Origin of the sequence: Pseudoselenomonas ruminantium (genome assembly GCF_900142515.1) — a bacterium.
Lineage (GTDB): Bacteria > Bacillota > Negativicutes > Selenomonadales > Selenomonadaceae > Selenomonas_A > Selenomonas_A ruminantium_D.
Genome location: NZ_FRBC01000006.1, coordinates 85,980 through 112,094, shown reverse-complemented (window position 1 = coordinate 112,094; position 26,115 = coordinate 85,980). Strand labels below are relative to the sequence as shown.

22 protein-coding genes, 1 riboswitch and 1 other annotated feature are annotated in these 26,115 nt (G+C 52.3%); of the genes, 17 read left to right on the top strand and 5 right to left on the bottom strand.

Features of this window, described 5'->3' with window-relative positions; all coding sequences use genetic code 11:
- The first annotated feature begins 106 nt into the window (after positions 1 to 106).
- Genes rbsD through rbsK form a run of 4 tightly spaced genes read left to right on the top strand, consistent with a single transcriptional unit; the run spans position 107 to position 3,831 of the window.
- Positions 107 to 502, top strand: a complete 396-nt coding sequence (gene rbsD, locus BUB68_RS04795) for a D-ribose pyranase (protein WP_073088638.1) — start codon at positions 107 to 109, stop codon at positions 500 to 502.
- A 15-nt stretch (positions 503 to 517) separates the two neighbouring features.
- Positions 518 to 1,525, top strand: coding sequence for a LacI family DNA-binding transcriptional regulator (locus BUB68_RS04790; protein ID WP_073088655.1), 1,008 nt, complete (start codon positions 518 to 520; stop codon positions 1,523 to 1,525).
- Between the two features lie 24 nt (positions 1,526 to 1,549).
- On the top strand, positions 1,550 to 2,884 hold the full coding sequence (gene fucP, locus BUB68_RS04785; protein WP_073088637.1) for an L-fucose:H+ symporter permease: 1,335 nt from the start codon (positions 1,550 to 1,552) through the stop codon (positions 2,882 to 2,884).
- Between the two features lie 38 nt (positions 2,885 to 2,922).
- Positions 2,923 to 3,831, top strand: a complete 909-nt coding sequence (gene rbsK, locus BUB68_RS04780) for a ribokinase (protein ID WP_073088636.1) — start codon at positions 2,923 to 2,925, stop codon at positions 3,829 to 3,831.
- 88 nt (positions 3,832 to 3,919) lie between these two features.
- Here the strand turns inward: rbsK and thiD are convergent, their stop codons facing one another.
- The 3 genes from thiD to dcuC all read right to left on the bottom strand — a co-directional run bounded on the left by thiD (position 3,920) and on the right by dcuC (position 7,791).
- Positions 3,920 to 5,383 carry a bifunctional hydroxymethylpyrimidine kinase/phosphomethylpyrimidine kinase gene (thiD, locus tag BUB68_RS15770; RefSeq protein WP_073088635.1) on the bottom strand — a complete coding sequence of 488 codons (1,464 nt, stop codon included), beginning with the start codon at positions 5,381 to 5,383 and terminating at the stop codon, positions 3,920 to 3,922.
- Positions 5,370 to 6,194, bottom strand: coding sequence for a hydroxyethylthiazole kinase (gene thiM / locus BUB68_RS04770; RefSeq protein ID WP_256625780.1), 825 nt, complete (start codon positions 6,192 to 6,194; stop codon positions 5,370 to 5,372). Before thiM ends, thiD begins: the two co-directional genes overlap by 14 nt.
- A gap of 69 nt (positions 6,195 to 6,263) precedes the next feature.
- Positions 6,264 to 6,369, bottom strand: a riboswitch (TPP riboswitch).
- Between the two features lie 36 nt (positions 6,370 to 6,405).
- A complete protein-coding gene (dcuC, locus tag BUB68_RS04765; protein ID WP_073088634.1) occupies positions 6,406 to 7,791 on the bottom strand; it encodes a C4-dicarboxylate transporter DcuC in 1,386 nt (461 codons plus the stop codon).
- Between the two features lie 312 nt (positions 7,792 to 8,103).
- On the opposite strand from dcuC, the gene BUB68_RS04760 reads away from it, so the two are divergent.
- The 4 genes from BUB68_RS04760 (at position 8,104) to BUB68_RS04745 (ending at position 14,620) form a co-directional block, all read left to right on the top strand.
- Positions 8,104 to 8,622: a DUF3793 family protein gene (locus BUB68_RS04760; RefSeq protein WP_073088653.1), complete on the top strand. Its 519-nt coding sequence runs from the start codon at positions 8,104 to 8,106 to the stop codon at positions 8,620 to 8,622.
- Between the two features lie 13 nt (positions 8,623 to 8,635).
- Positions 8,636 to 9,067, top strand: a complete 432-nt coding sequence (locus tag BUB68_RS04755; protein WP_073088633.1) for a flavodoxin — start codon at positions 8,636 to 8,638, stop codon at positions 9,065 to 9,067.
- A 147-nt stretch (positions 9,068 to 9,214) separates the two neighbouring features.
- Positions 9,215 to 12,358: a beta-galactosidase, LacZ type gene (locus BUB68_RS04750; RefSeq protein WP_073088632.1), complete on the top strand. Its 3,144-nt coding sequence runs from the start codon at positions 9,215 to 9,217 to the stop codon at positions 12,356 to 12,358.
- A gap of 12 nt (positions 12,359 to 12,370) precedes the next feature.
- Complete coding sequence (locus BUB68_RS04745; RefSeq protein WP_073088631.1) at positions 12,371 to 14,620, top strand: alpha-galactosidase; 2,250 nt, start codon at positions 12,371 to 12,373, stop codon at positions 14,618 to 14,620.
- A gap of 107 nt (positions 14,621 to 14,727) precedes the next feature.
- Here the strand turns inward: BUB68_RS04745 and BUB68_RS15405 are convergent, their stop codons facing one another.
- Positions 14,728 to 14,922, bottom strand: coding sequence for a hypothetical protein (locus BUB68_RS15405; protein WP_073088630.1), 195 nt, complete (start codon positions 14,920 to 14,922; stop codon positions 14,728 to 14,730).
- 586 nt (positions 14,923 to 15,508) lie between these two features.
- Between BUB68_RS15405 and BUB68_RS04735 the strand changes: the two genes are divergently transcribed.
- The 4 genes from BUB68_RS04735 (at position 15,509) to BUB68_RS04720 (ending at position 21,424) form a co-directional block, all read left to right on the top strand.
- On the top strand, positions 15,509 to 16,108 hold the full coding sequence (locus BUB68_RS04735; RefSeq protein WP_073088629.1) for a cytidylate kinase-like family protein: 600 nt from the start codon (positions 15,509 to 15,511) through the stop codon (positions 16,106 to 16,108).
- A 17-nt stretch (positions 16,109 to 16,125) separates the two neighbouring features.
- The gene (locus BUB68_RS04730) at positions 16,126 to 17,562 is read left to right on the top strand and encodes a glycoside-pentoside-hexuronide (GPH):cation symporter (protein ID WP_178139464.1); all 1,437 of its coding nucleotides are present in this window, start codon (positions 16,126 to 16,128) and stop codon (positions 17,560 to 17,562) included.
- A gap of 355 nt (positions 17,563 to 17,917) precedes the next feature.
- Positions 17,918 to 19,204: a PLP-dependent aminotransferase family protein gene (locus tag BUB68_RS04725; protein ID WP_073088628.1), complete on the top strand. Its 1,287-nt coding sequence runs from the start codon at positions 17,918 to 17,920 to the stop codon at positions 19,202 to 19,204.
- Between the two features lie 177 nt (positions 19,205 to 19,381).
- Entirely contained in the window at positions 19,382 to 21,424 is a 2,043-nt protein-coding gene (locus tag BUB68_RS04720) for a methyl-accepting chemotaxis protein (protein ID WP_073088627.1), read from the top strand.
- A gap of 127 nt (positions 21,425 to 21,551) precedes the next feature.
- On the opposite strand, the gene trpS is transcribed toward BUB68_RS04720, so the two are convergent.
- The gene (gene trpS, locus BUB68_RS04715) at positions 21,552 to 22,562 is read right to left on the bottom strand and encodes a tryptophan--tRNA ligase (protein ID WP_073088626.1); all 1,011 of its coding nucleotides are present in this window, start codon (positions 22,560 to 22,562) and stop codon (positions 21,552 to 21,554) included.
- Positions 22,563 to 22,621: 59 nt separating this feature from the next.
- Positions 22,622 to 22,863 (bottom strand) — a binding site (T-box leader).
- A 121-nt stretch (positions 22,864 to 22,984) separates the two neighbouring features.
- On the opposite strand from trpS, the gene BUB68_RS04710 reads away from it, so the two are divergent.
- The 5 genes from BUB68_RS04710 to scfA all read left to right on the top strand — a co-directional run bounded on the left by BUB68_RS04710 (position 22,985) and on the right by scfA (position 26,059).
- The gene (locus BUB68_RS04710) at positions 22,985 to 23,371 is read left to right on the top strand and encodes a response regulator (RefSeq protein ID WP_073088625.1); all 387 of its coding nucleotides are present in this window, start codon (positions 22,985 to 22,987) and stop codon (positions 23,369 to 23,371) included.
- Positions 23,361 to 23,999 (top strand): chemotaxis protein CheX, encoded by a 639-nt coding sequence (locus BUB68_RS04705; protein WP_073088624.1) that lies wholly within the window; start codon positions 23,361 to 23,363, stop codon positions 23,997 to 23,999. Before BUB68_RS04710 ends, BUB68_RS04705 begins: the two co-directional genes overlap by 11 nt.
- Positions 24,000 to 24,157: 158 nt before the next feature.
- On the top strand, positions 24,158 to 24,886 hold the full coding sequence (locus BUB68_RS04700; protein ID WP_073088623.1) for an ABC transporter ATP-binding protein: 729 nt from the start codon (positions 24,158 to 24,160) through the stop codon (positions 24,884 to 24,886).
- Between the two features lie 14 nt (positions 24,887 to 24,900).
- Positions 24,901 to 25,827 carry a SufB/SufD family protein gene (locus BUB68_RS04695; RefSeq protein WP_073088622.1) on the top strand — a complete coding sequence of 309 codons (927 nt, stop codon included), beginning with the start codon at positions 24,901 to 24,903 and terminating at the stop codon, positions 25,825 to 25,827.
- A gap of 94 nt (positions 25,828 to 25,921) precedes the next feature.
- A complete protein-coding gene (gene scfA / locus BUB68_RS04690; protein ID WP_065813989.1) occupies positions 25,922 to 26,059 on the top strand; it encodes a six-cysteine ranthipeptide SCIFF in 138 nt (45 codons plus the stop codon).
- Positions 26,060 to 26,115 lie beyond the last annotated feature (56 nt).

Below are 26,115 nucleotides of genomic sequence, written 5' to 3'. Positions count from 1 at the left end.
TTTTAGGTATAAGATTATAATGATACACATAAATCTGAAAAATATATAAATAAATGGCCAAATATTTATATACCTAATTTGACATCAACAGGGGAGGTAAACGATAATGAAAAAGTCAGGAATATTACATGCCCAGTTATCGGCCTGTGTGGCCGCTCTTGGTCATAAGGATCTGTTTATGGTCGGGGACGCGGGAATGCCGATTCCGCCGGGAGTCACGGTGATTGATTTAGCTGTGACGAAGGGGGTACCCACGTTCCAGCAGGTGATGGATGCACTGCTTACAGAAGCTGCCGTGGAAGGCTGCTATCTGGCGGAGGAAATCCATGAGCACAATCCCGCGCTGCACGCTTATATCAAGGAGAAACTGGGGAATGTAGAATATGAGTATATGCCCCATGATGATTTGAAGGAACTATCGAGGAAGGTCCGGTTCGCCATCCGTACCGGTGAGTTCACGCCGTATCCGAATGTCATCCTGCGGGCGGGGGTTGTCTTTTAACAGGAGTGAATGCGCGTGAAGGTCAATATCAAGAAGATCAGTGAATTATCCGGTTTTTCGCCGGCAACGGTGTCCAATGCCCTCAATAACAAGAAGGGCGTCAACCATGATACGGCCATGCAGATTCTGGCCATTGCTAAGGAATGCGGCTATATCACGGAAAACAAGATCAAGAGCATCAAGCTGGTGATTTATCACGATTCGGGGAAAATCCTTTCCGATGCCCCGTTTTTCAACAATCTTCTGGAAAGTGTCACGAATGCCTGCCGGGAAAACGGCATGGAGGCCAAGCTTGTGAACCTCTATCGCCATGATGCAGACTATGCTCAGCAGGTGGAACTCTTGCTTGAAGATCCATCGGCGGCCTTGCTGCTGGTGGGGACGGAGCTTAACGAGGGTGACGCGCAGGCCTTTGCGCAGACGGGTATCCCCTTGGTGCTGTTGGATTGCAATTTTGACGACCTGCCATTCCACAGTGTGCTGATGGAAAACAGCAAGTCGGTGGAGCGGGCGGTTTCCTATCTGGTGTCTTTGGGGCATAAGCGTATCGGTTATTTGCAGGGCGATGTAGTGTCGCCTAATGGCGGCGAGCGCTATCAGGGCTATGTGCAGGGGCTGATGAAGCACAATCTGGCGTTGGATAAGAAATACGTATTCAGCCTGCCGGTATCCATTACTGGGGCTTATGAGTATTTTGACCAGCTGCTGGAAAAAGGGGCGGAGCTGCCCACGGCTTTTGTGGCCTACAATGATATGGTGGCCTTAGGTGTGATGCAGGCTTTGCAGAAACATCAGCTTCGCGTGCCTGAGGATGTGTCGGTGATTGGCTTTGATGATATCGAATTCAGCCGGGTATGTGCTCCGGGGCTTACGACCATCCGGGTGCATACGAAGGAATTGGGGGAGCTGGCGGTGCAGAAACTCCTGCAGCTGGCGAAAAATCCCCGCAGCATCCATACGAAAACCCAGATGTACACGGAGTTTGTCGTCCGTGGCAGTACGGCACCACCTGCCGTGAAATGAACGAGATTTTAGGAGGTATACCAAATGCTGTTTGGTAAGCGTAACGATATTGAACAATATGACAATGGTTATATCAGTAAGATTCCGGTGTTCCAGTTTATTTTGCTGTCCTGTCTGGTGCCCCTGTGGGCGGCAGCAGCCAGCCTCAATGACGTGTTGATCACGCAGTTCAAGAGCGTGTTCGCGCTGAGTGACTTTGCGTCTGCCTTGGTGCAGAGCGCATTTTACAGCGGTTATTTCTTGATTTCCATTCCGGCCTCCATGGTCATCCGCAATACGACCTATAAGACGGCTATCCTCTGCGGCCTCGGCTTCTATATTGCCGGCTGCAGCCTGTTCTTCCCGGCTTCCCATATGGCAACGTATACCATGTTCCTCGTGGCCATCTTTGCCATTGCTATCGGTCTGGGCTTTCTGGAAACGTCGGTCAACACGTATAGTACCATGCTTGGCCCACAGGAAACGGCAACCCTGCGCCTGAACATCAGTCAGACCTTCCAGCCGCTGGGGTCTATCGCCGGTATCCTCCTGGGCAAATACCTGATTTTCCAGGAGGGTGAATCCATGGCAACCCAGCTGGCCAGCATGGATGCCGTGCAGGCCGCTGCTTTCAAGATGGAAATGCTCCAGCATACCTTGGAACCCTACCATATCATGATCTATATCCTGCTTGGTATCTTTGCACTGTTTGCGGTAACGGCTTATCCGAAATGCAAGGTCAAGAGTGCCACGACTGAAGGTGTGCCCAGCATCGGCAAGACGCTTTCCTATCTGGCTGGCAATGGCCGTTTCAAGCGTGGCATCGTGGCGCAGTTCCTCTATGTGGGCATGCAGGTGGCTGTCTGGTCTTTTACCATCCGTCTGGCCCTGCATCTCGACCCGACCATCAATGAACGTGCCGCTGCCAATTACATGGTGGTAAGCTTTATTTTCTTCTTTGTGGGCAAATTCATTGCCAACTTCCTGATGACCAAGTTCTCTGCCAACAAGGTGCTGGCCCTCTATGCCGCTATCGGCGTGCTCGATATCTTCGTGGTGGCTTTGGCTCCGGGCATGGCTGCTATCTACGGTGCCATCTTCGCCAGCTTCCTCTTTGGCCCCTGCTGGGCAACGATTTATGCCCGCACGCTGGATGCCGTGGAAAAGAAGTACACGGAAACGGCTGGTGCCATCATCGTCATGTCCATTATCGGCGGTGCTTTCGTGCCGGCTATTCAGGGCTATGTATCTGACGTGACCGGCTCCATGCAGCTGTCCTTTATCATCAACGTCGTATGCTTTGCCTTCATCGCCTGGTACTTCCATAAGGAAGCCCAGCTGGAAGAAGGCGAGGAGCTGGAACTGGCCCATCAGAATTAATGGATGCAGATTCAATGTAGAAACAGTGAGGGATTTTCATGGAAAAGGTATTGGTTGTTGGCAGTTTGAATATGGATTTTGCGGTTTATATGGAAAGAAGGCCTCAGGCTGGTGAAACGGTCATGGCTCAGGGAATGAAGCTGGTTCCTGGTGGCAAGGGGGCCAATCAGGCCTATGCTCTGGGTAAGCTGGGCGCTAAAACCGCTATGATCGGCGCTGTAGGCGACGATACCTTCGGCCAGCAGATGCTGGACAATCTGGAGTATGTGTCTGTGGATACGGCAGGCATCAAACAGATTGCCGGCGTGGAAACCGGCAAGGCCTTTATCGAGATTGAGGTCAGCGGGCAGAACAGCATCAGTGTGATTGCTGGCGCCAATGCCGCCGTCGATGAAGAGCTTGTGCTGGAACAGGAAGAACTGTTCGCGCAGGCCGATGCTGTGGTCATGCAGCTGGAAATCCCTGTGCCGTCTGTGATTGCCGCCGCCAGATTGGCCAAAAAGCATGGCAAGGTCGTGGTGCTGGACCCGGCCCCGGCCAGAGCTGACCTGCCTGACGAACTCTGGGCGCAGGTAGATATCACCAAACCTAATGAAACGGAACTGGCCCTGCTGACCGGCCTGCCCACGGGCACCGAGGAAGAAGTGGTGACCGCCGCGCAAGCCCTGATTGCCAAAGGCGTGAAAAATGTGCTGGTGACGCTGGGCGGCGACGGCACTTTGCTGGTAACGGCTGAACAGGTAGAAAAATTCCCCGCCTACAAGGTAAAGGCTGTGGATACCACTGCCGCCGGCGACTGCTTCCTGGCCTCCTTTATGAGCCGGTTTACGGGCAGCAACTTTGCGGAAGCGATTGACTTCGGTGCCAAAGCATCCGCTATCGCCGTAACCCGGCAGGGGGCACAGACCTCGATTCCGACGGTGGAAGAGGTAGAAAACTTCAATTGATATGATATAAAAAGGAACTGCTTGTGAAAAGCAGTTCCTTTTTCGGATATTTAGCATGGATACCCTGAGAGAAAATCGTAAATATGGGTCAATGGAGCGGGATGTGTGTGGATAGGTTCCAGCCGTGGTGAAGCGGGCCTGAGCCATGGCCCAAATCCAGATTTTCCTTCAGGGCACCTGTTATATAGGCTTTTGCTTGCTGTACGGCAGGGAACAGGGGAAGGCCCTTGGCCAGATTGCTGGCAATGGCTGAAGAAAGAGTACAGCCGGTACCGTGGGTGTTGGGATTGTCGACATGTTCGCCTTTCAGCCACTGTGTACCATCGGCGGTGTAGAGAAGATCATCAGCATCTTGCAGGCGGTGCCCGCCTTTGCAGAGGACATTGCAGCCGTATTGCTCAAAAAGCTTATGCGCGGCAGTTACCATGTCTTCATGGCTGGCGATTTTCATATCTGCCAGGACCTCGGCTTCCATAAGGTTAGGTGTGATTACCGTAGCCAGTGGCAATAATTTTTTCTTCAAAGAAGAAATCGCACTTTCGTTCAGGAGCCGTGCCCCGCTGGTGGCTACCATTACGGGATCCACAACGATGTTTTGGGCCTGATATTGTCGTAGTTTGGCAGCAATTACGTCAATCAGGTCGCTGTCAAAGACCATGCCGGTCTTGATGGCAGCTGGGAAAATATCGGTGAATACGCTATCCAATTGAGCGGCAAGGAAATCCGGGGCGGTTTTGGCAACGGCTGTTACGCCCTGTGTATTCTGGGCTGTCAGGGCTGTGATGGCACTCATGCCATAGACGCCATTGGCCAGCATGGTCTTGAGGTCAGCCTGGATGCCGGCACCGCCGCTGGAATCACTGCCGGCAATGGTCAGGACGGTGGGGAGTGAATGATCGCCGAAGCTGCTGTCTGCTTGGGGGATAAGCTGCCTTAGCACTGCAGCAGCCTTTTTTATATCGTTTTGTGCAAAGATGGCTGAGACAACAGCTGCTCCAGCAATGCCTGTGCCTTTCAATCGAGCAATATTCGCTGCCGTTATGCCCCCGATAGCTACTACTGGAATCGGTACGGCGGTTGTGATGGCAGTCAGTGTCTCACGTGTCACTTCGACAGCATCATCTTTGGTGTCCGTGGGGAAAACGGCACCTACACCCAGATAATCGGCACCTGCTTCATAGGCCATGACGGCTTGTTCCACGTTCTGGGCGGATATGCCGAGAATCTTATCTGGCCCCAAAAGTTTACGGGCTTGGGCAGCGGGCATATCCTTTTGGCCGATATGGAGGCCGTCTGCATCGCAAGCCAGGGCAATGTCCGGATTATCATCCACGATAAAGGGAACATGATACTGGTGGCAGAGTCCCTTCAACTGCTTGGCCGTGGTGAGAAATTCGTCATAAGGTAAATCTTTTTCCCGCAATTGTACGCAGGTGACGCCTCCCTGCAGTGCCTGTTCGACTGCGTGGGCGAGAGTATCCCCCGCCAGCCAGCGGCTGTCGGTAACGGCATAGAGCTGCAAAGCCTGGGCTGTGATGTTAGTGGATTTCATATTGAGCCCCCTTTTTCAGATCGCTGGCCGTCAGGCGGCAGATCGTGTCAATGATGCGGTTGCGATACGTGGCATTGCCATCTTCTGGCTGCATATAGCTGTAGGCGATTTCACCGGCCAGCCCCATAGCTGTCACGGCCGTAGCGGCTGCAGAAAGGGGCTGGGCCGGATTGGCGGCAATACAGGCGGCAACGATGGCAGAACATTGGCAGCCTGTGCCTGTGATGCGGCTCATTTCCGGGCGCCCATTGCGGATGACGTAGCAACTCTTTTCGTCGGCTACCAGATCGATAGCTCCGGTAATGGCCACGATGGTTTTCAGGGAATTTGCGGCCTGTTTGGCCAAGGTGCAGGATTCGGCAAGGTTTTCCGCTGTCACACAGTCCACCGCGGCGGCATCGACCCCCTTGGTGATTCCTGCACCGTTGACCAAGGTCTTGATTTCGGAGATATTGCCCCGGATGCAGGTGATGGGAGCTGTGGTGAGTAGTTTTTGGGCGGTCTGCGTGCGCAGGTATGAAGCACCTGCGCCCACGGGGTCAAGGACTATGGGGTGATGAAGCTTGCTGGCTTGGCGGGCGGCGGAAATCATGGCCGGAATGGTGCGCTGACTAAGGGTACCGATATTGAGACACAGTCCTGACGCCAGTGTGGTGATCTCTGCTGCTTCATCAATATCGTCTGCCATCACGGGGCTGGCTCCGCAGGCTAATGTGATATTGGCCACATCATTGACCGTCACGTAATTCGTGATATGGTGAATGAGTGGGGCCTGCTGGCGGATATTTTCCCAGGTTTCAAACAATGACAAGATGATTCCTCCTTTGATTGAGGGGAATGGGGAACGAAAAGGGACTATCCAGATTTTGGATAGTCCCTAATTTACGTTATTCCTGCTTCCCTACGTTGGCATTATCCAAATCAGGTGAACGGTCGAAGTGCATAACTTCCTCTCAGCCCGTTTGCGAGCTCCCGTGTATGATCATGTCTTTAGTTTAATTCGTTATATTGCCTTTGTCAAATCAGAAAAAGAGAAGCAGTGTCACGGCGATATTGATCACAGTAGCCACGGCAACCGGGATAAAGGTGCGTTTGGCCAGATCCATGGGGGAGAGGCCTGCGGCGCCGGCCACGACAATCATGACAGCGGCGATTGGCGAAAGGGAACGGGCCAGATTGGATACGAAGTTCATGGGCAGTACCAAGAGCACCGGGGCAATACCGGAAAGTGCGGCCACTTTCGGAGCCAGCGGCACGAAGGCGAAGAAGGTGGCGTTGCCGCTGCCGGTAATCAGCGTTGCGGCGATGATGATGCTGACGAATACGAACATCATGCCGATACCGCCAAGGCCGGCATTCTGGGCACTTTCGATCAAGGTGTCGATAGCGCCCAGAGAGATAAGGCCCTTGGAGAACGTTTCGGCAGCGACAACCAGTGTGACGACGGTGGCCATCTGCAGGCCCATGCCGTTCCAGAAGGCGCTGATGTCCTGGCAGGCTTTGAGGCCGTCACGATGGCGGATGAATTCGATCAGCATGGTCAGGAAGATACTGATCAACGTGGCCATGCTGATGTCCATGTTGATCCCCGTGCCTTCATTCAGGCCGAAGAAGAGTACCAGCAGCAGTGGCAGGGTGGGCAGCAACGCATAGAAAGCGGGCACAGCCGGTGTTTCCTGCGCTTTGGCCTGCTCTTCGGTCACGGATGCGGATACATCTTTGCCTGCCATTTCATCCGGATTTTTGGCATCGAGATGACGCTGGACAAAGAAATGAGAGATGGCGAGTGCCGCTATGGTACAAAGACCAACGGGAACCTGATACTGCATGAAATAAGGAACGATCTCCATGCCGATGAGTTCCGCGGCAAAGATATTGTCGGCACCCGCAGGGCCCCAGCCTGGTGCCGAAGTGGTGGCAATCACGGCGCAGGCCGCAATCCGGCTCACGCCCAGACGGACCAGCACTGGATACATCGTTACCATCAACAACAGGCCAAAGCCCGAAGCGGAGCTGATGAACATGGCCAGAAAGTTACCCAGCACAGAAGTCAGGGCCAGTACCATATAGGGATGGCCGAGTTTCTTCAGTGGTTTGATGGCGATGCGTACCAGTGAGGTGCTGGCACCGATGCAGTCCATATATTTGGAAAAACCGCCAATCAGCATGATGATCATGCCGAGCTTGGCTGCGCGGCTGCTGAAAGCCAGACTTATGGACTGGATGATATCCAGCCAGGGAGAACCGGTGGATTGTTTGGCCGGCAGGATCTCGCCGAGGCCAAAGACCAGTGTCAGCACCATCATCACGATGCCGGCGGTAAAGAGCACAGGCTGCGCCGGATACTTCTTGAGTACGAAGCGGGCAACCCAGATTACCACGATGGTGGCAATGAGAAGACCTAACATAATATAACCTCCAAAGTTTTCCGGGATATTTACAATATTACATTTACAATTGCAGCTTCGTTTTTCCCGGATGAAATATTGTATTACTATAATTTATAAAAAAATAAAATATAATAATACATAACTATAATACAATACCCAGTAGCTGGTGGCAAGAAAGTTTTTTAGCTTTCCGTAAATTTTACTTGCAAATAATTATCAATTGCATTATAATGGCTTTATGATGCAAACGATAAGATTTATCATTTGTGAGGTGATGTGAAATTGGGGAAAGCAGGGTTTGAACAGTTGCTGGGCTTCCATGCAGCACCGATGCTGCTGGGATTGAAAACCGCCAGTCTGCTCTCATTCCAGAAGAGCCGGTTCGATGATTTTGAAGCGATGCTGGCGGGGTATCTGCCGTGTTTCAATTGCAAGGGAATATCGGTCTTCCGTCTGTCAGAAGGGGAAGAATATGTGCTCCTGCTCTTTTACCGGAAAAAGTCCCTATTGAAGGATTTGGCCCGGCCGGCAGCGAAAAAGATACTGAGACAGCTGGGGTATCGTAATGATGATACGCTGATGGGGATGCTGGAGTATCTGAAAATGCGGATGCAGCTCAGAAAATCCTTTCCCCATGAAGTAGGTTTGTTTTTGGGCTATCCGCCCGAGGATGTAGCCGGTTTCATCGAACACAAGGGGCAGGATTTTGCCTATAGCGGCTACTGGAAGGTTTATGCCAATGAGCGGGAAACCCGAGCGCTCTTTGATTTGTATGCCGATTGTACCCAGGATTTTTGTTTGCGGCTGGAGGGAGGCGCCAGTCTCCCGGATTTAGTCAAGGCCGTATAGAGGAGGTTTATCTATGAGTAAAGTCGCGATTGTTTATTGGTCTGGTACGGGCAATACCGAAGCTATGGCCAAAGCTATTGAAGAAGGTGCCAAGGGGGCTGGCGGGGATGTGAGCCTCTTTGAAGTAGAATCCTTCAAGGCTTCCAGCGTGCCGGATTATGACGGGCTGATCTTTGGCTGCCCCGCCATGGGGGATGAGGTATTGGAAGAAGGTTCTTTCGAGCCGCTCTTCACCGATGCCGAGAAGAGCCTGTCCGGCAAGCCGGTGGCGCTTTTTGGCTCCTATGGCTGGGGCGGTGGTGCCTGGATGGAATCCTGGGCTGAACGTACCCGCGGAGATGGTGCAAAACTCTTCTCTGACGGCCTTATCGTAGAAAATGCTCCTGGGGATGCGGAACTTGCCGATTGCCGCCAGCTGGGAGAGAACTTCGTCAAATCTTTGTAAGCAAAAAATCAAAAGCCAATTTTGTAAGCCATAGTATACCTTGAAAAAACAAGCGAAATATCGCTTGTTTTTTCTTGTTTTTGCGTGTATAATGAGCGTAGAAAGAAAAAGAAATCGTTTACTATAACCGTTTAGGGAGGAAATATTATGTCTGAATCCAGATTTTCCCTGGCCAAATTGGCTGATCCGGAGTTTTTTCAGGAGAACCGCCTGCCGGCCCATAGCGACCATCATTTTTATGCCGATATGGCAGAGCTGAATCGCGGTGAGTCGTCCTTTGTACGCAGTCTGGACGGGCTGTGGCATTTCCACTATGCCAGGAATCCGCGCCTGGCCCCGCAGGGCTTTGAGCAGCCGGATTTTGACTGCCGTGATTGGGATACTATAAGAGTTCCCGCCCATTTCCAGCTTGAGGGTTATGGTGTACCGCAGTATACGAATCAGACTTATCCCTGGGATGGACATGAGGCAGTTCTGCCCGGTCAGGTGCCGGAGCATTTCAATCCCACGGGCTCCTATGTGAAGTATTTCCGCCTGCCCGCTGGCTGGCAGAATCTGTATCTGTCCCTGGCTGGCGTGGAATCAGCGGTGGCTGTCTATATGAATGGCCATTATGTGGGCTATAGCGAAGATAGCTTCACGCCGGCAGATTTTGACCTGACGCCGTATCTCACGGAGGGGGAGAACAAGCTGGCGCTGCGCGTCTATCGTTTCTCTTCGGGCAGCTGGATTGAGGATCAGGATTTCTGGCGGTTCGGTGGGATTTTCCGTGAGGTGAGCATCTATACAAAACCAGAAAACCATGTGGAAGATCTGAAAATCACAGCTCTGCCAGTAAACGATTACCAAGATGGGGAACTGACCGGGCAGATCCGCTGGTCAAATGCTGGCATGAAGAAGGTCAAGGTCAGTCTGCTGGCTGCTGACGGGGTCCTGTTGGCGGAGGAAGATATCACCGGAGCCGAAGGTCAGGATGAGTTTATCCTGTCGGTGAAAGGTGCGAAGCTTTGGAGTGCAGAGCATCCTTATCTCTATAAAATGCTGCTGGCTGTCTATGATGAAGCGGACAATCTGCAGGAAGTCATTCCTTATGACGTGGGGTTCCGGGAGTTTAAGCTCGATGGCAATATCATGAAAATCAATGGCCAGCGCATCGTGTTCAAGGGCGTGAACCGTCATGAGTTCGACTGCTATCGTGGACGTGCCATGGATCCGGCGGCTTTCGAGCAGGATATCATCACGATGAAGCAGCACAATATCAACGCCCTGCGCTGTTCCCATTATCCCAACAGCAGCTATATCTATGAGCTCTGCGACCGCTATGGCTTATATGTGATTGACGAGACGAACCTCGAAACCCATGGCACCTGGCAGAAAAACGGTGTTTTGGCGCGGGATGAGTACACCCTGCCCAATGACCATGACGAGTGGCAGGCAATCATCCTCGACCGGGCCAAGTCCATGCTGGAACGGGACAAGAACCATGCGTCCATCATCATCTGGTCGTGCGGCAATGAGTCCTGCGGCGGCAAGGATATCTTTGCCATGAGCGAGTATTTCCGCAAGACAGACCCCACGCGCCTCGTGCATTATGAAAGCATTTTCTGGGACAGACGCTATAATGCGACCAGCGATATGGAAAGTCAGATGTATACGAAGGTGGCGGATATCGAAAAGTTCCTGGCTGAGCACCAGGACAAGCCCTTCATCTGCTGTGAGTATACCCATAGCATGGGCAACAGCAATGGTGGCATGCACAAGTATACGGAACTGACGGAGCGGGAGCCCCTGTATCAGGGCGGCTTTATCTGGGATTTCGTGGATCAGGCGCTGGCGAAAAAGGATAGATATGGCAAAGAATTCCTGGCCTATGGCGGCGATTTCGGCGACCGTTCCAGTGACTATAATTTCAGTGGGGATGGCATTCTCTATGCTGACCGCAAGCTTACGGCCAAATTGCAGGATGTGAAGTTCAACTATCAGAATTTCCATCTGGTGGTGGAAGCCGATGGCGTGACCCTTGAGAATATCAGCCTGTTTACCGATGCGGCAGAATATGACCTGCATTACGAACTGCTGTTGGATGGCAAAAAAGTCTGGGAAAAGACCGTGCCGGCACCGAGTGTCAAGCCCGGGGAAAGCCTGCGCTTGGAACTTGCAGACCTGCCGGTGACCGATGCCGGGGAAGAATGCCTGACAGTCGCGCTGGTTCTGAAGGAAGATACGGCCTGGGCAAAGAAGGGCCATGAAGTGGCTTTCGGCCAGGGCGTATGGCAGGTGGAAGAAGTGGAAGTCGCAAGTCCTGCCGAAGCTGTGGCGGATCATGCGGTCAGCGAGCCTGCTCATTATACGGCCCATCTGCCTATGACGGAACGTGGCGAGGAGCCCTTGCATGTGGTACAGGGCGATATCAATTTAGGCGTGCAGTTCGCTGGCGGGGAAATCCTGTTCTCTAGCGCTCAGGGCAGTCTTGTTTCCTATAGATATAATGGCGTGGAACTGCTGGAAGAGATGCCGAAACCATCTTTCTGGCGCGCCCCTGTCGATAACGATTACGGCTGCCGCCGCGACTTTGAAGTGGCCCAGTGGAAACTGGCCAGCCTTTACCGCCGCTGTGTGAAGAAGGAATTGCTGGTAGATGGCGCTTGGCAGGAGTTCAACTGGCTCGGCCAGCTGGGCATCAAGGAATACAATGCCCATAATGTCAAAATGCGTTTCACTTATGAACTGGCCACTCAGCCGCTGTCTTCCTGCCAGATTACCTATACGGTCTGCGCCGATGGCAGCTTGAAGACGGAGCTGGATTATGAGACGGTGGCAGGTCTTCCAGAGATTCCCGACTTTGCCATGCTCTTTACCCTGCCGGCGGATTACAGCGAACTGCGCTATTATGGCTATGGCCCGGCGGCCAATTATATTGACCGTCAGGAAGGGGCAAAACTGGGCATCTTCACTTCCACGGTAACAGGGGAGATGGAAGATTATCTCCTGCCACAGGAATGCGGCAATCACAATGGCGTGCGCTGGCTGGAAGTCACGGACAAGCGGGGCAGAGGTGTGCGTATCAGCGCCGATATCCCCTTGTCTGCTTCGGCACTTCCTTATAGTGCCCATGAGCTGGAAAATGCCCGCCACCGTTATGACCTGCCGCAGGTACATCACACCTATCTGCGGGCATCGGCTGGCCAGTGTGGTGTCGGTGGCGATGACACCTGGGGCGCACCTGTATTGGAAGAATATCGCCTGAAGAATGAAACGAAACATCTGGAATTTTTCTTTAAAGGTATCTAAGGAGGCCAACTCATGATTGATTTTGACCAGTCAACCGGGATTTTTCATCTGCATAATGAACATGTGAGCTATGTGCTGCAAGTGGTGCGTGACCGTTATCTCCTGCATCGTTATTGGGGTCGTCCCTTGAAGAGCTTCCGGGACAGTGCCCCCATGCAGTCCATCGACCGGGCCTTTTCGCCCCAGCCGGCGGCTTACCCCAATGAACGCACCTTCTCGCTGGATGTCCTGCCGCAGGAATATCCTGCCTATGGGCATGGGGATTACCGCCTGCCCGCCTATGAGGTGCGGCTGGGCAATGGCACTACGGTGACGGAACTGTTCTACGATGGCTATAAAATCACTTCCGGCAAGCCGAAGCTTACGGGTTTGCCAGCCGTCTATGCGGAGGAAAAGGAAGCTGAGACGCTGCATATCTATCTGCTGGACAGTCAGGGAAAACTGGCCGTAGAACTGCTCTATACCCTGATGGCCGATTCGGCGCTGATTACCCGCAGTGCGCAGTTCACCAACTGTGGCAGTGAGGCCTTGGATCTCACTAATGCCGCCAGCTTTGCGCTGGATTTTGCCGATCATGATTTTGACCGCCTGAGCCTCTATGGCGGCCATGCGGCAGAACGTAGCTTAGAGCGCGTACCGCTGATGCGGGGCGTGCAGGAAACAGGCAGCCGCCGTGGTGCCAGCTCCCATCAGCAGTCTCCGTTTTTGGCATTGGCCCGCAAGGATACCGGGGAAACGAATGGGGAAGTCTATGGCTTCAGCCTGATTTGGAGCGGCGAGGCTTCTTTTGTGACGGAGGTGGAGCAGTTCGGTACCACCCGGGTAATCGGCGGCATCAATCCCTTTGAATTCAAATGGCATTTGGCACCACGAGAGAGCTTCCAGACGCCGGAAGCCATGCTGGTTTACTCGGACAAGGGCCTAAATGGCATGAGCCAGGTCTTCCATCAGACCGTGCGGGAGCATATTGTGCGGGGGAAATACCAGCACGAATTGCGTCCGATTCTGGTCAATAACTGGGAAGCAACCTATTTTGACTTTGATGAGGAAAAGATTGACAGCCTCGCGCAATCGGCGGCGGATTTAGGATTGGAACTGCTGGTACTCGACGATGGTTGGTTCGGCAAGCGCAATGACGATAACAGCAGTCTGGGCGATTGGTTCGTCAATACGGATAAGCTCAAGCAGGGCCTCAAGGGCGTGGCCGCTTCTGCCCATAAACGTGGGCTGAAATTCGGCCTGTGGTTCGAGCCGGAGATGATTTCCGAGGATTCGGAGCTTTTCCGTGCCCATCCGGACTGGATCCTGCATGTGCCGGATTATGAAAACAGCTTTGGGCGCCATCAGCTGGTGCTGGATCTGTCGCGGGCAGAAGTCTGTGATTATATCGTCAAGGCTGTGGGGGATGTGCTGGAGTCGGCGGAAATTGACTATGTGAAATGGGATTTCAACCGCCATCTGACGGAAGCCTTTTCCGGAGCGCTGTCCAGCGAGCATCAGGGAGAAACCAAGACGCGCTTCGTGCTGGGGCTCTATGATGTATTGGAACGCCTGACGGCAAAATTCCCCCATATCCTTTGGGAGAGTTGCTCAGGTGGCGGCGGCCGCTTTGATGCGGGCATGCTCTACTATATGCCCCAGACCTGGACCAGTGATAATACGGATGCCGTCTGCCGTCTTTCCATCCAGAGCGGCACCAGTCTGGTGTTCCCGCCGCTGACGATGGGCGCGCATGTATCCGTGACGCCGAACCATCAGGTGGGCCGTGTGACGAGCCTGCAGACGCGTACGCTCTGTGCCTTTGGCGGGGATTTTGGCTATGAGCTGGATATCACCCGCATGAGCGAGGCGGAAAAGGAGCAGGTAAGAAAGCATGTGGCCCTGTATAAGAAGCTTCGTCCTACTTTGCAGTTAGGGAAGTTCTATCGCTTGCTGACGCCCTTTGCTGGCACGAAGAATGAGACGGCCTGGCAGTTTGTCAGCGAAGATGGCAAAGAAGTCATCGTGCTCTACTTCAAGACGCTGGCAGAGCCGGCTACTCCTATCCGCAAGTTGCAGCTGACCGCTCTTGCTGCGGATGCGGAATACGAATTGACCGATTATCTGCCGGCCCAGCGCACAAGCATGGACTTTGGCGGGGAAAAGTCCCTCAATCCGGTAGGACAGGTCTTCTATGGCGATGAACTCATGTATAACGGTCTGGGCGTGGAAAAGATCGACACGGACTTTGCCGGATATATGTGGGTGTTTGAGAAAAAATAATAGGGGACTGCGAAATTTTCCCCAAAAGCTGAAAGCTCGTTGACACAAATGTGTCAGCGGGCTTTTTGTAAATTGCAGTTTGTTTGTGTGAGCTTGAACGCAATTTGTTACAGCTCAGCGGGGCGGCGGTGGGAATACTTTTTCGCCGCTCCACTAAATGACCCGCCAGCAGAAGTACGTATCTTCCAGTTACCTGCGCCGGGCAGGCCAACGGCGCTCCAATCAACGAAGCTTCCAGCAAATGCTGTTTGCGGGCCAGCCTTCACTTCGTTCAGGCAGTCGTTCCGTCGGCGGAAAAGCATCCCCACCGCCACCCAAAGATACGCACGTAAAGACCACTACGCCTTTGCTGTAAGGTGCAAGCACATCGATGTGCTTGTTACGTGAGAACCGGTTCGTGCCAATTGCCGAAATCGTGCCTGGGGGCGAACGGGGGAGTGCTTTTTCTGTGGGAGCGATCGTCTGAGCGCAGCGAAGACCGGCCCGACGCAGGCAGCAGCTAAAGAGCACGCTGAAAAACGCGCCGCTGGCCTGCCCGGCGCAATCCAGCTAAACAACTCTAACCTTACAGGGAGGGTCGTTTAGCGGAAACAGAAAAAGTACTCCCCCGTGAACCCTGACGGCGTATGAACGGGATACCTTCAGCACGAATTCATCAGCAAACTGCAATTTATATGTGTGGGGGATAAGTTTTTATAACGAAGTCTGAAAATTACTATTTTTATTAAACATATTGCATTATCTCTAAAACACGCTATAATAATAGATGAGGAAATCGTTTACTATTGATTCAGGTGAGAATGATTTCAATAGTAATGCGATGTTTATTTTTTAAACCTAAAGAAAACGTTTACATTTATTTTCCAAACACAATGAGGGGGATTCAGAATGGAAAATACTGTTATAACCATCAGCCGCCAGTATGGCGCCGGCGGCCGGGAGTTGGCGGAAATCATGGCCAAGAAGCTGGGCATCAAGCTCTATGACCGCCAGATTGTCCATATCGCCGCAGCCAAGATGGGCATTGATGATTTGAGCGAAGAAGAGCTGCTGGAGATGGAAAATCAGGTCAAGCCGTTGTCCCTGAGCTTCATTCCGTTCCACTCCTTTGGCACACATATGGGCAGCTCCAGCCAGGAGATGTTCATGAGCGAGTCGGCAGCTATCCGCAAGATTGCCAAAGATGGCCCGTGCATTTTCCTGGGCCGCAGCGCGGATTATGCTCTGCGCAAATTAGATAACGTTTTCTCTATCTTTGTCTGTGCCGATGATGATTTCCGGGAGAAGCGTGGTCAGGACGTTTATGATGGCAAGAGCCTGAAAGAATTGGACAAGGAAGATGAGAAGCGTGCCCGCTATTACAATTACTATACGGGCCGTACCTGGGGCGCTGGGGAGAATTACGATTTGGTCGTGAATACCAGCTCCGGGGACTTGGAAAAAATCGCAGATGGGCTGATTGCCTATATGCGTGAGATCAAAGGCTGATTGAGGAGGCTTTAGTTATGGAGGCAGTAGCAGTGGCAGAGAAGAAGGGCAGCATGTGGCCGCGTATCGCTTATGCTTGCGGCACTTTTGGTCATGACGTATTTTACGCCATGTTGGCAACGTATTTCATGATTTTCGTGACGAGTAATCTGTTCTCGTCCGACAATCCCAGCCGGGACGCTTATATGATTGGTGTGGTTACGACCATCATCATGGTTCTGCGTGTGGCAGAGCTGTTCATCGACCCGTTCATGGGCAACATCATCGACAAGACGAAGACCCGTTGGGGCCGGTTCAAGCCTTGGGTTATCGTGGGTGCATTCGTAGCTGCTATCACGCTGGCAGCGCTGTTCACGGATTTCGGCGGCCTGACGGTTTCCAATCCAACGCTTTATCTGATTTTGTTCGCTATCGTTTACTTTGTCATGGATGTGTTCTATTCTGCTAAGGACGTAGCTATCTGGTCCATGATTCCGGCCCTGTCCTTTGATTCTCATGAGCGTGAGATCACGGCAACGGTTGCACGTATTGGTTCCGTTTTCGGTGGCCAGCTCGTTACCATCATGGTTATGCCGATTGTCCTTTACTTCTCCGTCAATCAGAATGGTGGTGCCGGTGACCCGCAGGGCTGGTTTGCCTTTGCCTGCATCGGTGGTGGTATTGCGACTCTGGGTGCAATCATCCTAGGTATTGGTACGAAGGAACAGGATTCGGCTCTGCGTGAGAACAAGGTTGATACTTCTTTCAAAGATGTATTCAAGGTCCTGGCCAAGAATGACCAGCTGCTGTGGATAGCCTGTGCTTATTTGATTTTGGGTTTAGGTCAGAATATTGTCAATAACTTCAATCTTTACTATTTCATCTACGTAATTGGTGATGCAACGAAATTCTCCATCCTGGGTATCATCAACGTGGTCATCGGCCTCATGGCTGTGGCTCTGTTCCCTGTGCTGACGACGAAGTTCAGCCGCCGCAAGCTGTTCTTCAGCTCTCTGGCTATCATGACGGTGGCTCTGGTTCTCTATGCGATGTCCGGCACGAATGTCTGGATGGCCCTGACGGCCGCTGGTCTCTTTGCTTTGCCGCAGCCGCTGATTTTCCTCGTGGTTTTGATGACGATTACGGACTCGGTAGAATATGGTCAGCTCAAGCTTGGCCATCGTGATGAAGCGGTCTGCCTCTGCGTGCGTCCGCTGGTGGATAAGCTCTCCGGTGCAGTTACCGGCGGCATCGTCGGTCTGACGGCTGTATGGGTTGGCATGACCGGCGGGGCAACGGCTGCAGATATCACGGCTGGCGGCCTGCTGAAATTCCAGCTCATCATGTTCGCAATCCCGGTCGTCCTGCTCGTGCTGGCAGCCTTTGTTTATCGCGGTAAGGTTACCCTGACCGAAGAAGAACATGCCCGCATCGTGGAAGAACTCGAAGAAAAGTGGGAAGACATGAATAAGTAAGATTACCCCTAAGTTTTTGGCACAAGGCGTGCGGCAGGGGATGCCTGCCGTCCGCTGGTGCCTTGGGCTAAAAAACTTTTTCCTCTTGGATGAGTCATTAAAAGTCAAAACTCGCTGCGCTCAAACAGCTGACTTTTAATGACTCTTTTTGTGGTTGAGGAAAAAGTTTTTCTTCACGCCCAAGGCCCTACGCTCCCGTCAGTCATCCCCTGCCGCACTCATAGCCAGCCTGTTGGGGGAAATGGCAAGATGTCAAAAAAAGCAGGAATCAGTAATCTATTTGTCGAACTTTATTTTCGATAAGAATAGATGTCTTTTATGTAAAAATAATCTCAGATTAGAAAGGACAGTACATATGACCAATGAGAAAATCCTGACGAAATTAGAATCCTTTGATCCTGAACTCTGCGGGCAGTTGAAGCGGGCTCTGAAGCAGCAGCGTATCACCTTGTCGTTGATACCGACCACGAATGCGGCTTCGCCGTTTGCTGCGTTCCTGAAGGGCAGTACGCTGGGGGATGAGATCATTGATCACCATAAGACGCATCATCGCAGTTCGCTGGAGCGGCTGGCGGTGGCGCGGGCCAAGGAGCTTTATGGGGCAGAGCATGCAATCGTGCGTACTGGCAGCCTGGCCATTGCTTCCCGTGTCGTGATGCTGGCGCTGTTGAAAAAAGGCGATAAGGTGCTCTCGTTCAACCTGCGCAAGTCGGAGCATTGCACCGGCGATCTGCAGTATGATTTCGTGAAATTTGGCGTGGAGCCGGATACGCTGGAGCTGAATTTTGCGAAGGTGCAGGCGCTGGCGCATAAGCATCGTCCGGATATGATCATCTATTCGCCGGTCAACTATCCGCGCAATATTGATTATGCCCAGCTGCGCAGGATTGCTGATGAGGTGGGGGCGTATCTCTGGATTGATATGGGACAGAATTCCGGGCTGGTGGCCGCAGGCAAGATTGCTTCGCCGGTTCCTTATGCAGATGTGGCGACCTTTGCGGCCAGCGATGCCCTGCATGGCCCGCAGAATGGTATTATCCTTTGCAAGGACAAGATAGCGGAGCTTTTGGACAGGACCGTGATTGAGACGGGACATAGCTCCCTGAAGAAGAATGTGCTGGCATCTTTGGCGCTGGTCTTCAAAGAAGCAGATTGCATGGAGTATCAGGATTATGCCCAGCAGGTTCTCGATAATGCCCGAGGATTGGAAAATGGGCTTTTGGGTGCCGGCTGCAAGCTCTTGTGCAGTCCTACGGAAAATCATCTGGTGTTGGTACAGCTGCCGGATGGTTCGAATGGAGAAGAGGTGGCCGATAAGCTGAAAGAAGCTGGCCTGCTGGTCAAGGCAGAGACGCTGATGACTTCCGATGATAATATCAGCTATCCGATTCTGCGTCTGTCCAGCCTGGACAGTGCCACCCGTTTCCTGCAGGCAGAGGAAATGGAGGCGGTTGGCAGGATACTGGGCCAGTTCCTCAATTCGCCGCAGGATGAAGCGGCCATGCAGACCGTGAGCAAGTTCATCAAGAAACTGGTGGAGGATCTGCCACTGTTCGCCGAAGACTGGCTGCCGGAAATGGAGGCGTTTGATGACGGCGATGCCGAGATGGCGATGCGGGCGATGATTCACTGGAATATATAAGGTAATGCGAGGTGTGACTTTTCTTTGGCGCAAAGAAAAGTCACCAAATACCCTTGCGGGCACAGGCGAAAACGCGGACTGAAATCCCTTCCGGGGATTTACGTCCGCAGGCGCCCATCCTTGGGCGCCAGGGGGACGGGAGTTCGGATATGGGATTTTTTAGAGAGGTGAATCTTTATGGCTGAGCAGGTTATTCCGGAACGGGGACGGACGGTTAAGGCGGAGATCTTACTTTTTGTGATTCCAATCGTGGTTATCGGGCTTATGTTGATGGCGGGGATTATTTTCCGTTATGTGGGTTCTACATTTGAGGAGCAATTGACGACCAGTTCCCTGCAGAATGCGCAGGAAGTGGCCAGCGGGGTATCGTCGTGGCTGGATGCGCGGATGCTGGAGACGCAGACGGCAGCTTCCCAGCCAGCGGCCAAGAATCTGCAGAATGCGCCGGAGTTGATGAATGAGAATAACGTCTATCGGCTCAAGCTGATGGAAAAGATCTATCCCGGCGTTTACGACAGTGTGAGCTGGGGGCCGTTTGATGGTTCGGGAGTGCTCTATGGGCAGACCAAATCCGGTTTCAAGGAAATGCACAATGCGGATAAGGCATGGTATAAGGAAACCATGACGGGGGCTAAGGACAGCTTTATGGCCTCGCCGGTCATATCCCAGGCTACGGGTAAGATCATCGTCAACTCCATCGCGCTGGCCAAGGACAGCAGCGGTGCCAATGTCGGCATGGTACTGGCGGCTATCTATGTGGATGCCGTGATGGAGAAGGTTAGTAACTTCAAGCTGGGGGAAAAAGGCTATAGCCTGCTGGTTTCCAAAGAGGGTACCTATATTGTCAATCCCGATGAAGCGTCTATCATGAAGAAGAAGATTTCTGAGGACGATGATCCGGCCGTGCGTACGCTGGGGGAAAAGATGCTCTCCGGCGAGGCTGGTGTCTATAAATTCACCCGTGCTGATGGGGAAGATATGATTGCCTTCTATAATCCCATCAAGGCAACAGGCTGGGGCATGGCAACAATCGCTTATGAGGATGAGTTATTTGCGCCGGTGGCTAATGTGCTGAAGATCATGACGGGAATCTCGTTGCTGCTGATTGTCCTGATTTCCTTGGGCGTGCTGCTCACGGTCAATCGTTCGATGAAGCCGCTCGCGACGATGATGGATGAAATGCATCTTCTGGCGGATGGAGATTTCCGTGATCGTCCGGCGCGGATTACCGTGAATAATGAACTGGGGCGTCTGGCTGAAGCCGTGCGCTCTATGCGGCAGGGCGTGCAGAAGGTGCTCTTCAATGTCAGCACTTCTGCTGAAAGCCTGTCGGCAGCTTCGGAGGAACTCAATGCCACCAGTGACCAATCTGCACAGGCTTCTAATCAGGTGGCAGACAGTATTGTGCGGGTGGCACAGGGGACTAGTGAACAGTTGGATGCCGTAAGTTCTACTTCTGAGGCCATTGAAAGTCTCAACGATACAATTCAGGGTATTGCTGGCAAGGCTGATGAAGCGGCTACACAAAGCCGGGAGGCATCTGAAGTAGCCCGGGATGGCGGCAGGACACTTAACGAGGCAATTGGTCAGATCAAGCGGATTGAAGAATCTACCCGGGAATCCACCAAGGTGGTCACGGCATTGGGGGAGCGATCCAGTGAAATCGGGCAGATTGTGGATACGATTTCCAGCATTTCCGAACAGACCAATCTGCTGGCGCTCAACGCTGCTATCGAGGCAGCCCGGGCCGGGGAACATGGCCGCGGCTTTGCGGTGGTAGCGGATGAAGTGCGTAAGCTGGCTGAGTCTTCGCAGGAAGCAGCCCATCGTATTGCCACCCTGATTGAAGAAACCCGCCGCGATACGGACAACGCTGTAGCCGGCATGCAGGCGGGCAGTGAGGAGGTTCGCGTGGGCACAGAAAATATCATGTCCATGGGTGAGTCCTTCCGCAAAATCATCGAGATTGTCGAAAATGTATCCCGTCAGGTACAGGAGATTTCTACGGCGATTACGGGGATGGCTGAAAGTGGACAGGAGATTGTCGGTCACGTCCGTACTATTGGTGAAGCCAGTCGCAGTGCTGCTGAAGAGGCAGAAACTGTATCGGCAGCGACCGAAGAACAGAGCGCTTCCGTACAGGAAATCGCCCATGCCAGCAACGAACTGGCCAAGATGGCGATGGATCTGCAGCGGGAAGTGCAGAAGTTCAAGGTATAATAACGTTGAAGGAATGCATATGCTAAATCCCGAGGGGGATGTTCCTGCGCGTTTCGCGTGTAAAACGCGCAGGAACATCCCCCTCGGGATTTGTGTTACGTTTTTGAATTCGTTGTATTTGGGCCGATTAACGGATTTCCGGCAGCAGGCCGACTTTTTTCTTGGCTTTGGTCAGCGTCTTGCGGGCGATGTATTCAGCACGCTCGGCCCCCTGTTTCATCAGGGCTTCGAGGTGTTTGCGGTCCTGCATGAGCTCTTTGTATTTTTCGCGTACGGGTTTGAGCTCGTCGGCAACAGCCTGGCCGACCACAGCCTTGAAGTCGCCATAGCCTTTGCCCTCAAATTCGGCTTCGATTTCTGCCATGGTCTTGCTGGTGATGGCGGAGTAAATCGTCATGAGGTTGCTGACGCCGGGTTTGTCTTCGCGGTAGCAGACCTTGGCTTCGCTGTCGGTGACGGCACTCTTGAATTTCTTCAGGATGACATTTTCTTCATCTAATATAGAAATGGTTGCCTTTGGGTTGGTGTCGGACTTGCTCATCTTGCTCGTGGGCTCCTGCAGGCTCATGACGCGGGCACCGGCTTTCGGGAAGTAGCCTTCGGGCAGCTTGAATATCTCGCCGTAGTTATGGTTGAAGCGGGTGGCGATATCGCGCGTGAATTCGAGGTGCTGTGTCTGGTCAGCGCCAACGGGTACGTAGTCAGCCTGATAAAGTAAAATATCACCAGCCATAAGTGCCGGGTAGGTGAAGAGGCCGGCGTTGATGTTTTCCGGATGCTTGCTGGACTTGTCCTTGAACTGCGTCATGCGGGAAAGTTCACCGAACTGGGAGCAGCAGCTCATGATCCAGCCCATCTCGGCATGACTCTTGACATGGCTCTGGACGAAAATCAGGCTCTTTTCCGGGTCAAGGCCGCAGGCCAGCAGCAGGGCGAAAGCCTGCAGGGTCTGCTGTTTGCGTTTGGTGGGATCGATATGGATGGTCAGGGAGTGCAGATCAGCGATGAAGTAGTAGCAATTGTATTCTTCTTGCATTTTCTGCCAGTTCTTGACGGCTCCCAGATAGTTGCCCAGCGTGAAGACACCCGTGGGCTGGATGCCGGAGAGGATGATTTTTTTCTCATTTGCGTTTTCCATGATGTTTTAGCTCCTTTGTTTGCCGGGGAACTAAAAAATCCCCGACAGAAAATATTTCTGTCAGGGACGAAATTCTCGCGGTGCCACCCTGTTTCATGGCTGAGCCATGCACTTAGCGAGGTACTAGCATACCTCCGACAACTAACGGGTGTCCTCCGTCGCAGCCTACTAAATCCTATGGGAAAAATCTTTCAGTGCGCCCTCAGCGGTCCATTTGCCAGCTTGTGTTTTATCCGGCTTGCAGCACCCCGGACTCTCTGGAAAAGCATGACTGGTGTTATCTCCGCGTCAACGGTTTTCATACAAGTGCATAATATCACTTTTGCAATTGTTTTGTCAAGAAATCATGGAGGAAAATAAAAATCACTTGGCGAATAATATAGCTACGGATAAATTACTATTTCGCTTAGGAGGCGGACACCTTGGATAGAAAACTGCGGGTACTTATTACGGATGATTCAAAACTTTTGCGTAAGAAATTACGTCAGGAATTGGAAACTCTGGAATGTGAAGTATTGGAAGCTCAAAACGGCAAAGAAGCCGTGATGCTGAATCTGGAAGAACAAATTGACTGTGTATTTCTGGATATCGTGATGCCGGAAGTAGGGGGGATTGAAGCGCTGCAGGCAATCAAGGAAGTGAATCCTGATCTGCCAGTGGTCATGCTGTCTTCAGCAGGTACGCCGCAGAAGCTTATGACCACGCTCAAGATGGGCGCGATGGATTTTATCCAGAAACCTTATACCAGTGAGCAGATACGGAAGGCAGTTGAGACCGTGCGAAGGAAGGTCGCGGCTAATGATCAGTAATTTCAGTATAGTCCAGTGTATTTTCAATCAAGGAAAGTACAGCCCTGAGGAAATGCGGACGATACTAGCAGACGCTGAATTAGATGAATCTTCTGCTGCGCAATTGCTTGCTGACGATGCCGTGGATATCAGTCCCATACGCACAGCGGTGCTGAAAGCCACGGGGGATGAGCTGGCTTCTGTCAGTGATCATTATGCTGCTTATGTGGAGCTTTTTCTCAATTCGTTGAAAAAGATGTTGCACACGGAAGCGGTGGTGGAGTCAGTTCCTTGCAAAGAGGAGGAGGATGTACCCAGCTATGCGACAGCACAGCGTATCAGTGGAGATATCACCATTGCTGCGGGGATTATTGCCAGTGAGCCGGTATATCTGAAACTGGCGGAACGCTACAGTGAAGAAGAACTGCCGGAAATGGATGAAATGGCCCGGGACAGCATGGAAGAATACATCAATGTACTCAATGGCATGTTCAGCGTAGAACTCGGGGAACAGAAGATTGAGACGGATTTGGAATTGCCTCGCTTTGGGGAGAATGTAATAGTCAAAGGGAGTGATCTGTTGCGCCTGAAGGTGCACAGTTCCGTAGGTTCTTTCCAAGTGGTTATGGCTACGGAGGATTTTTTTTAAGGTATGTTATGGGAACGCCTCTCTGTATGGTGGAGAAACCGTGCAGGGAGGCGTTTGTATGAAGTGATTTTTTTCATGACAAAACCCGCGTCATAGAGGTATAATATATATGAAAGTTAATGAAATAAATTTCGTATATCAAAAGGGAGAGCTGAAATATGCTGGAATTGAAGAATATTTCCTTCCATGTAACTGAAGGCGACAGTCAGGTGGATATCATCCAGGACCTGAGCCTGACTGTGGACAATCGGAAATTCGTGGTTATCACGGGGCCTAACGGCAGTGGCAAGTCCACCCTGGCCAAGATCATTGCGGGCATTGAGCAGCCCACATCTGGCCGGATTTATTTGGACGGGCAGGATATTACCGATAAAAGTATCACCGAGAGGGCGCAGATGGGTATCAGTTTTGCCTTCCAGCAACCGGTGCGCTTCCGGGGACTGCAGGTCATCGACCTGCTGCGGCTGGCTGCCGGGAAGAAGATTTCCCATATCAAGGCCTGCGACTATCTTTCGGAAGTGGGGCTTTGCGCTAATGACTACCTGAACCGCGAGGTGAACAGTTCTCTGTCTGGTGGTGAGCTCAAGCGAATTGAGATCGCTACGATCCTGGCTCGCAAGACGAACTTGTCCATCTTCGATGAACCGGAAGCCGGCATTGACCTTTGGAGCTTCCAGAACCTTATCCGCATCTTTGAGAAAATGCGTCAGGAAATTCAGGAAAGCTCGATTATCATCATTTCCCATCAGGAACGCATTTTGCAGATTGCCGATGAAATCATCGTTTTGGCTGATGGCAAGGTGCAGGAGCAGGGTCCGGGCAACGTGATCCTGCCCAAGATCATGGATACCGAGGTCAGCATGCCCATGTGCCGGAAGTTTCAGTAAGGGGGAAACACTTGATGGTAAAGATGGATGAAATTCAGAGAAGATTATTGCTGGAAGTGGCAGATCTCCATGATGTGCCGCAGGGGGCTTATAACCTGCGGGCCAATGGCAAATCGATAGGCCGCAGCAACAGCGCCAATATCGAGATCACCTCCAAGGAGGATGGCAGCGGTATCGATATCCGCATCAAGCCCGGCACCAAGAATGAAAGCGTGCATATTCCGGTGGTCATGAGCGAAAGCGGCCTGAAGGAAACGGTCTATAATGATTTCTATATCGGCGAAGGCGCGGATGTGGTGATTGTAGCTGGCTGCGGTATCGACAACTGCGGTCATCAGGATTCGGAACATGACGGCGTGCACCGCTTCTTCGTGGGCGAGAATGCCAAGGTCAAATATGTGGAGAAGCATTATGGTTCTGGCCAGGGCGATGGCCAGCGCATCCTGAATCCGGTCACGGAAGTGACCATGGAAGCAGGCAGCTCCATGGAGATGGAAATGGTGCAGATCAAGGGCGTGGATTCCACGAGCCGTACGACGAAGGCGAATCTCAAAGCCGATGCCAGCCTGATTGTGCGGGAACGCCTGATGACGCATGGCACGCAGTATGCCTACAGTGAATACGAGGTTTGCCTGGATGGCGAAAACGCCAGCGCCGATGTGGTGTCCCGTGGTGTGGCCAAGGACAAGTCCTATCAGAAGCTGGATTTGCGCATTGTGGGCAATGCGGCCTGTCACGGCCATACGGAATGCGATTCCATCATCATGGATGAAGGACGTATCTTAGCAGTGCCGTCTCTGGAAGCCAATAACGTGGATGCCATGCTGGTGCACGAGGCTGCTATCGGCAAGATTGCCGGTGATCAGCTCATCAAGCTGATGACCTTGGGACTGACGGAAAAAGAGGCCGAGGAACAGATTGTCAATGGATTCCTGAAATAATTTTCGGCGAATTTTCTTATAATTCCCTTGTGTTATCGTGTATTTCGCGTTATACTGTATAGAAGATTCTATTTTTTGATAGGAGGGCTAGATGATGAAACACATCAAGACGGTCAACAAACCATCCATGCAGAAGACCCTGAAAACTGGCGGTTGCGGCGAATGCCAGGCTTCCTGCCAGTCCGCGTGCAAGACTTCCTGCACGGTAGGCAATCAGGTTTGCGAAAAGTAAGCAATTGCTTATATTATGGGCCTTCCCCTAGGGGAGGGCTTTTTACTTTTTGTTTT

Bases quoted from the DNA above. Each gene is read 5' to 3' on its own strand.
- BUB68_RS04720 (WP_073088627.1), top strand. From the start codon at position 19,382: ATGGCTGAGCAGGTTATTCCGGAACGGGGACGGACGGTTAAGGCGGAG.
- rbsK (WP_073088636.1), top strand. From the start codon at position 2,923: ATGGAAAAGGTATTGGTTGTTGGCAGTTTGAATATGGATTTTGCGGTT.
- BUB68_RS15405 (WP_073088630.1), bottom strand. From the start codon at position 14,922: ATGCTTTTCCGCCGACGGAACGACTGCCTGAACGAAGTGAAGGCTGGC.
- rbsD (WP_073088638.1), top strand. From the start codon at position 107: ATGAAAAAGTCAGGAATATTACATGCCCAGTTATCGGCCTGTGTGGCC.
- fucP (WP_073088637.1), top strand. From the start codon at position 1,550: ATGCTGTTTGGTAAGCGTAACGATATTGAACAATATGACAATGGTTAT.
- BUB68_RS04725 (WP_073088628.1), top strand. From the start codon at position 17,918: ATGACCAATGAGAAAATCCTGACGAAATTAGAATCCTTTGATCCTGAA.
- BUB68_RS04750 (WP_073088632.1), top strand. From the start codon at position 9,215: ATGTCTGAATCCAGATTTTCCCTGGCCAAATTGGCTGATCCGGAGTTT.
- BUB68_RS04700 (WP_073088623.1), top strand. From the start codon at position 24,158: ATGCTGGAATTGAAGAATATTTCCTTCCATGTAACTGAAGGCGACAGT.
- BUB68_RS04730 (WP_178139464.1), top strand. From the start codon at position 16,126: ATGGAGGCAGTAGCAGTGGCAGAGAAGAAGGGCAGCATGTGGCCGCGT.
- scfA (WP_065813989.1), top strand. From the start codon at position 25,922: ATGAAACACATCAAGACGGTCAACAAACCATCCATGCAGAAGACCCTG.
- BUB68_RS04735 (WP_073088629.1), top strand. From the start codon at position 15,509: ATGGAAAATACTGTTATAACCATCAGCCGCCAGTATGGCGCCGGCGGC.
- BUB68_RS04745 (WP_073088631.1), top strand. From the start codon at position 12,371: ATGATTGATTTTGACCAGTCAACCGGGATTTTTCATCTGCATAATGAA.
- BUB68_RS04755 (WP_073088633.1), top strand. From the start codon at position 8,636: ATGAGTAAAGTCGCGATTGTTTATTGGTCTGGTACGGGCAATACCGAA.
- BUB68_RS04695 (WP_073088622.1), top strand. From the start codon at position 24,901: ATGGTAAAGATGGATGAAATTCAGAGAAGATTATTGCTGGAAGTGGCA.
- thiD (WP_073088635.1), bottom strand. From the start codon at position 5,383: ATGAAATCCACTAACATCACAGCCCAGGCTTTGCAGCTCTATGCCGTT.
- BUB68_RS04705 (WP_073088624.1), top strand. From the start codon at position 23,361: ATGATCAGTAATTTCAGTATAGTCCAGTGTATTTTCAATCAAGGAAAG.
- dcuC (WP_073088634.1), bottom strand. From the start codon at position 7,791: ATGTTAGGTCTTCTCATTGCCACCATCGTGGTAATCTGGGTTGCCCGC.
- BUB68_RS04760 (WP_073088653.1), top strand. From the start codon at position 8,104: ATGCTGCTGGGATTGAAAACCGCCAGTCTGCTCTCATTCCAGAAGAGC.
- trpS (WP_073088626.1), bottom strand. From the start codon at position 22,562: ATGGAAAACGCAAATGAGAAAAAAATCATCCTCTCCGGCATCCAGCCC.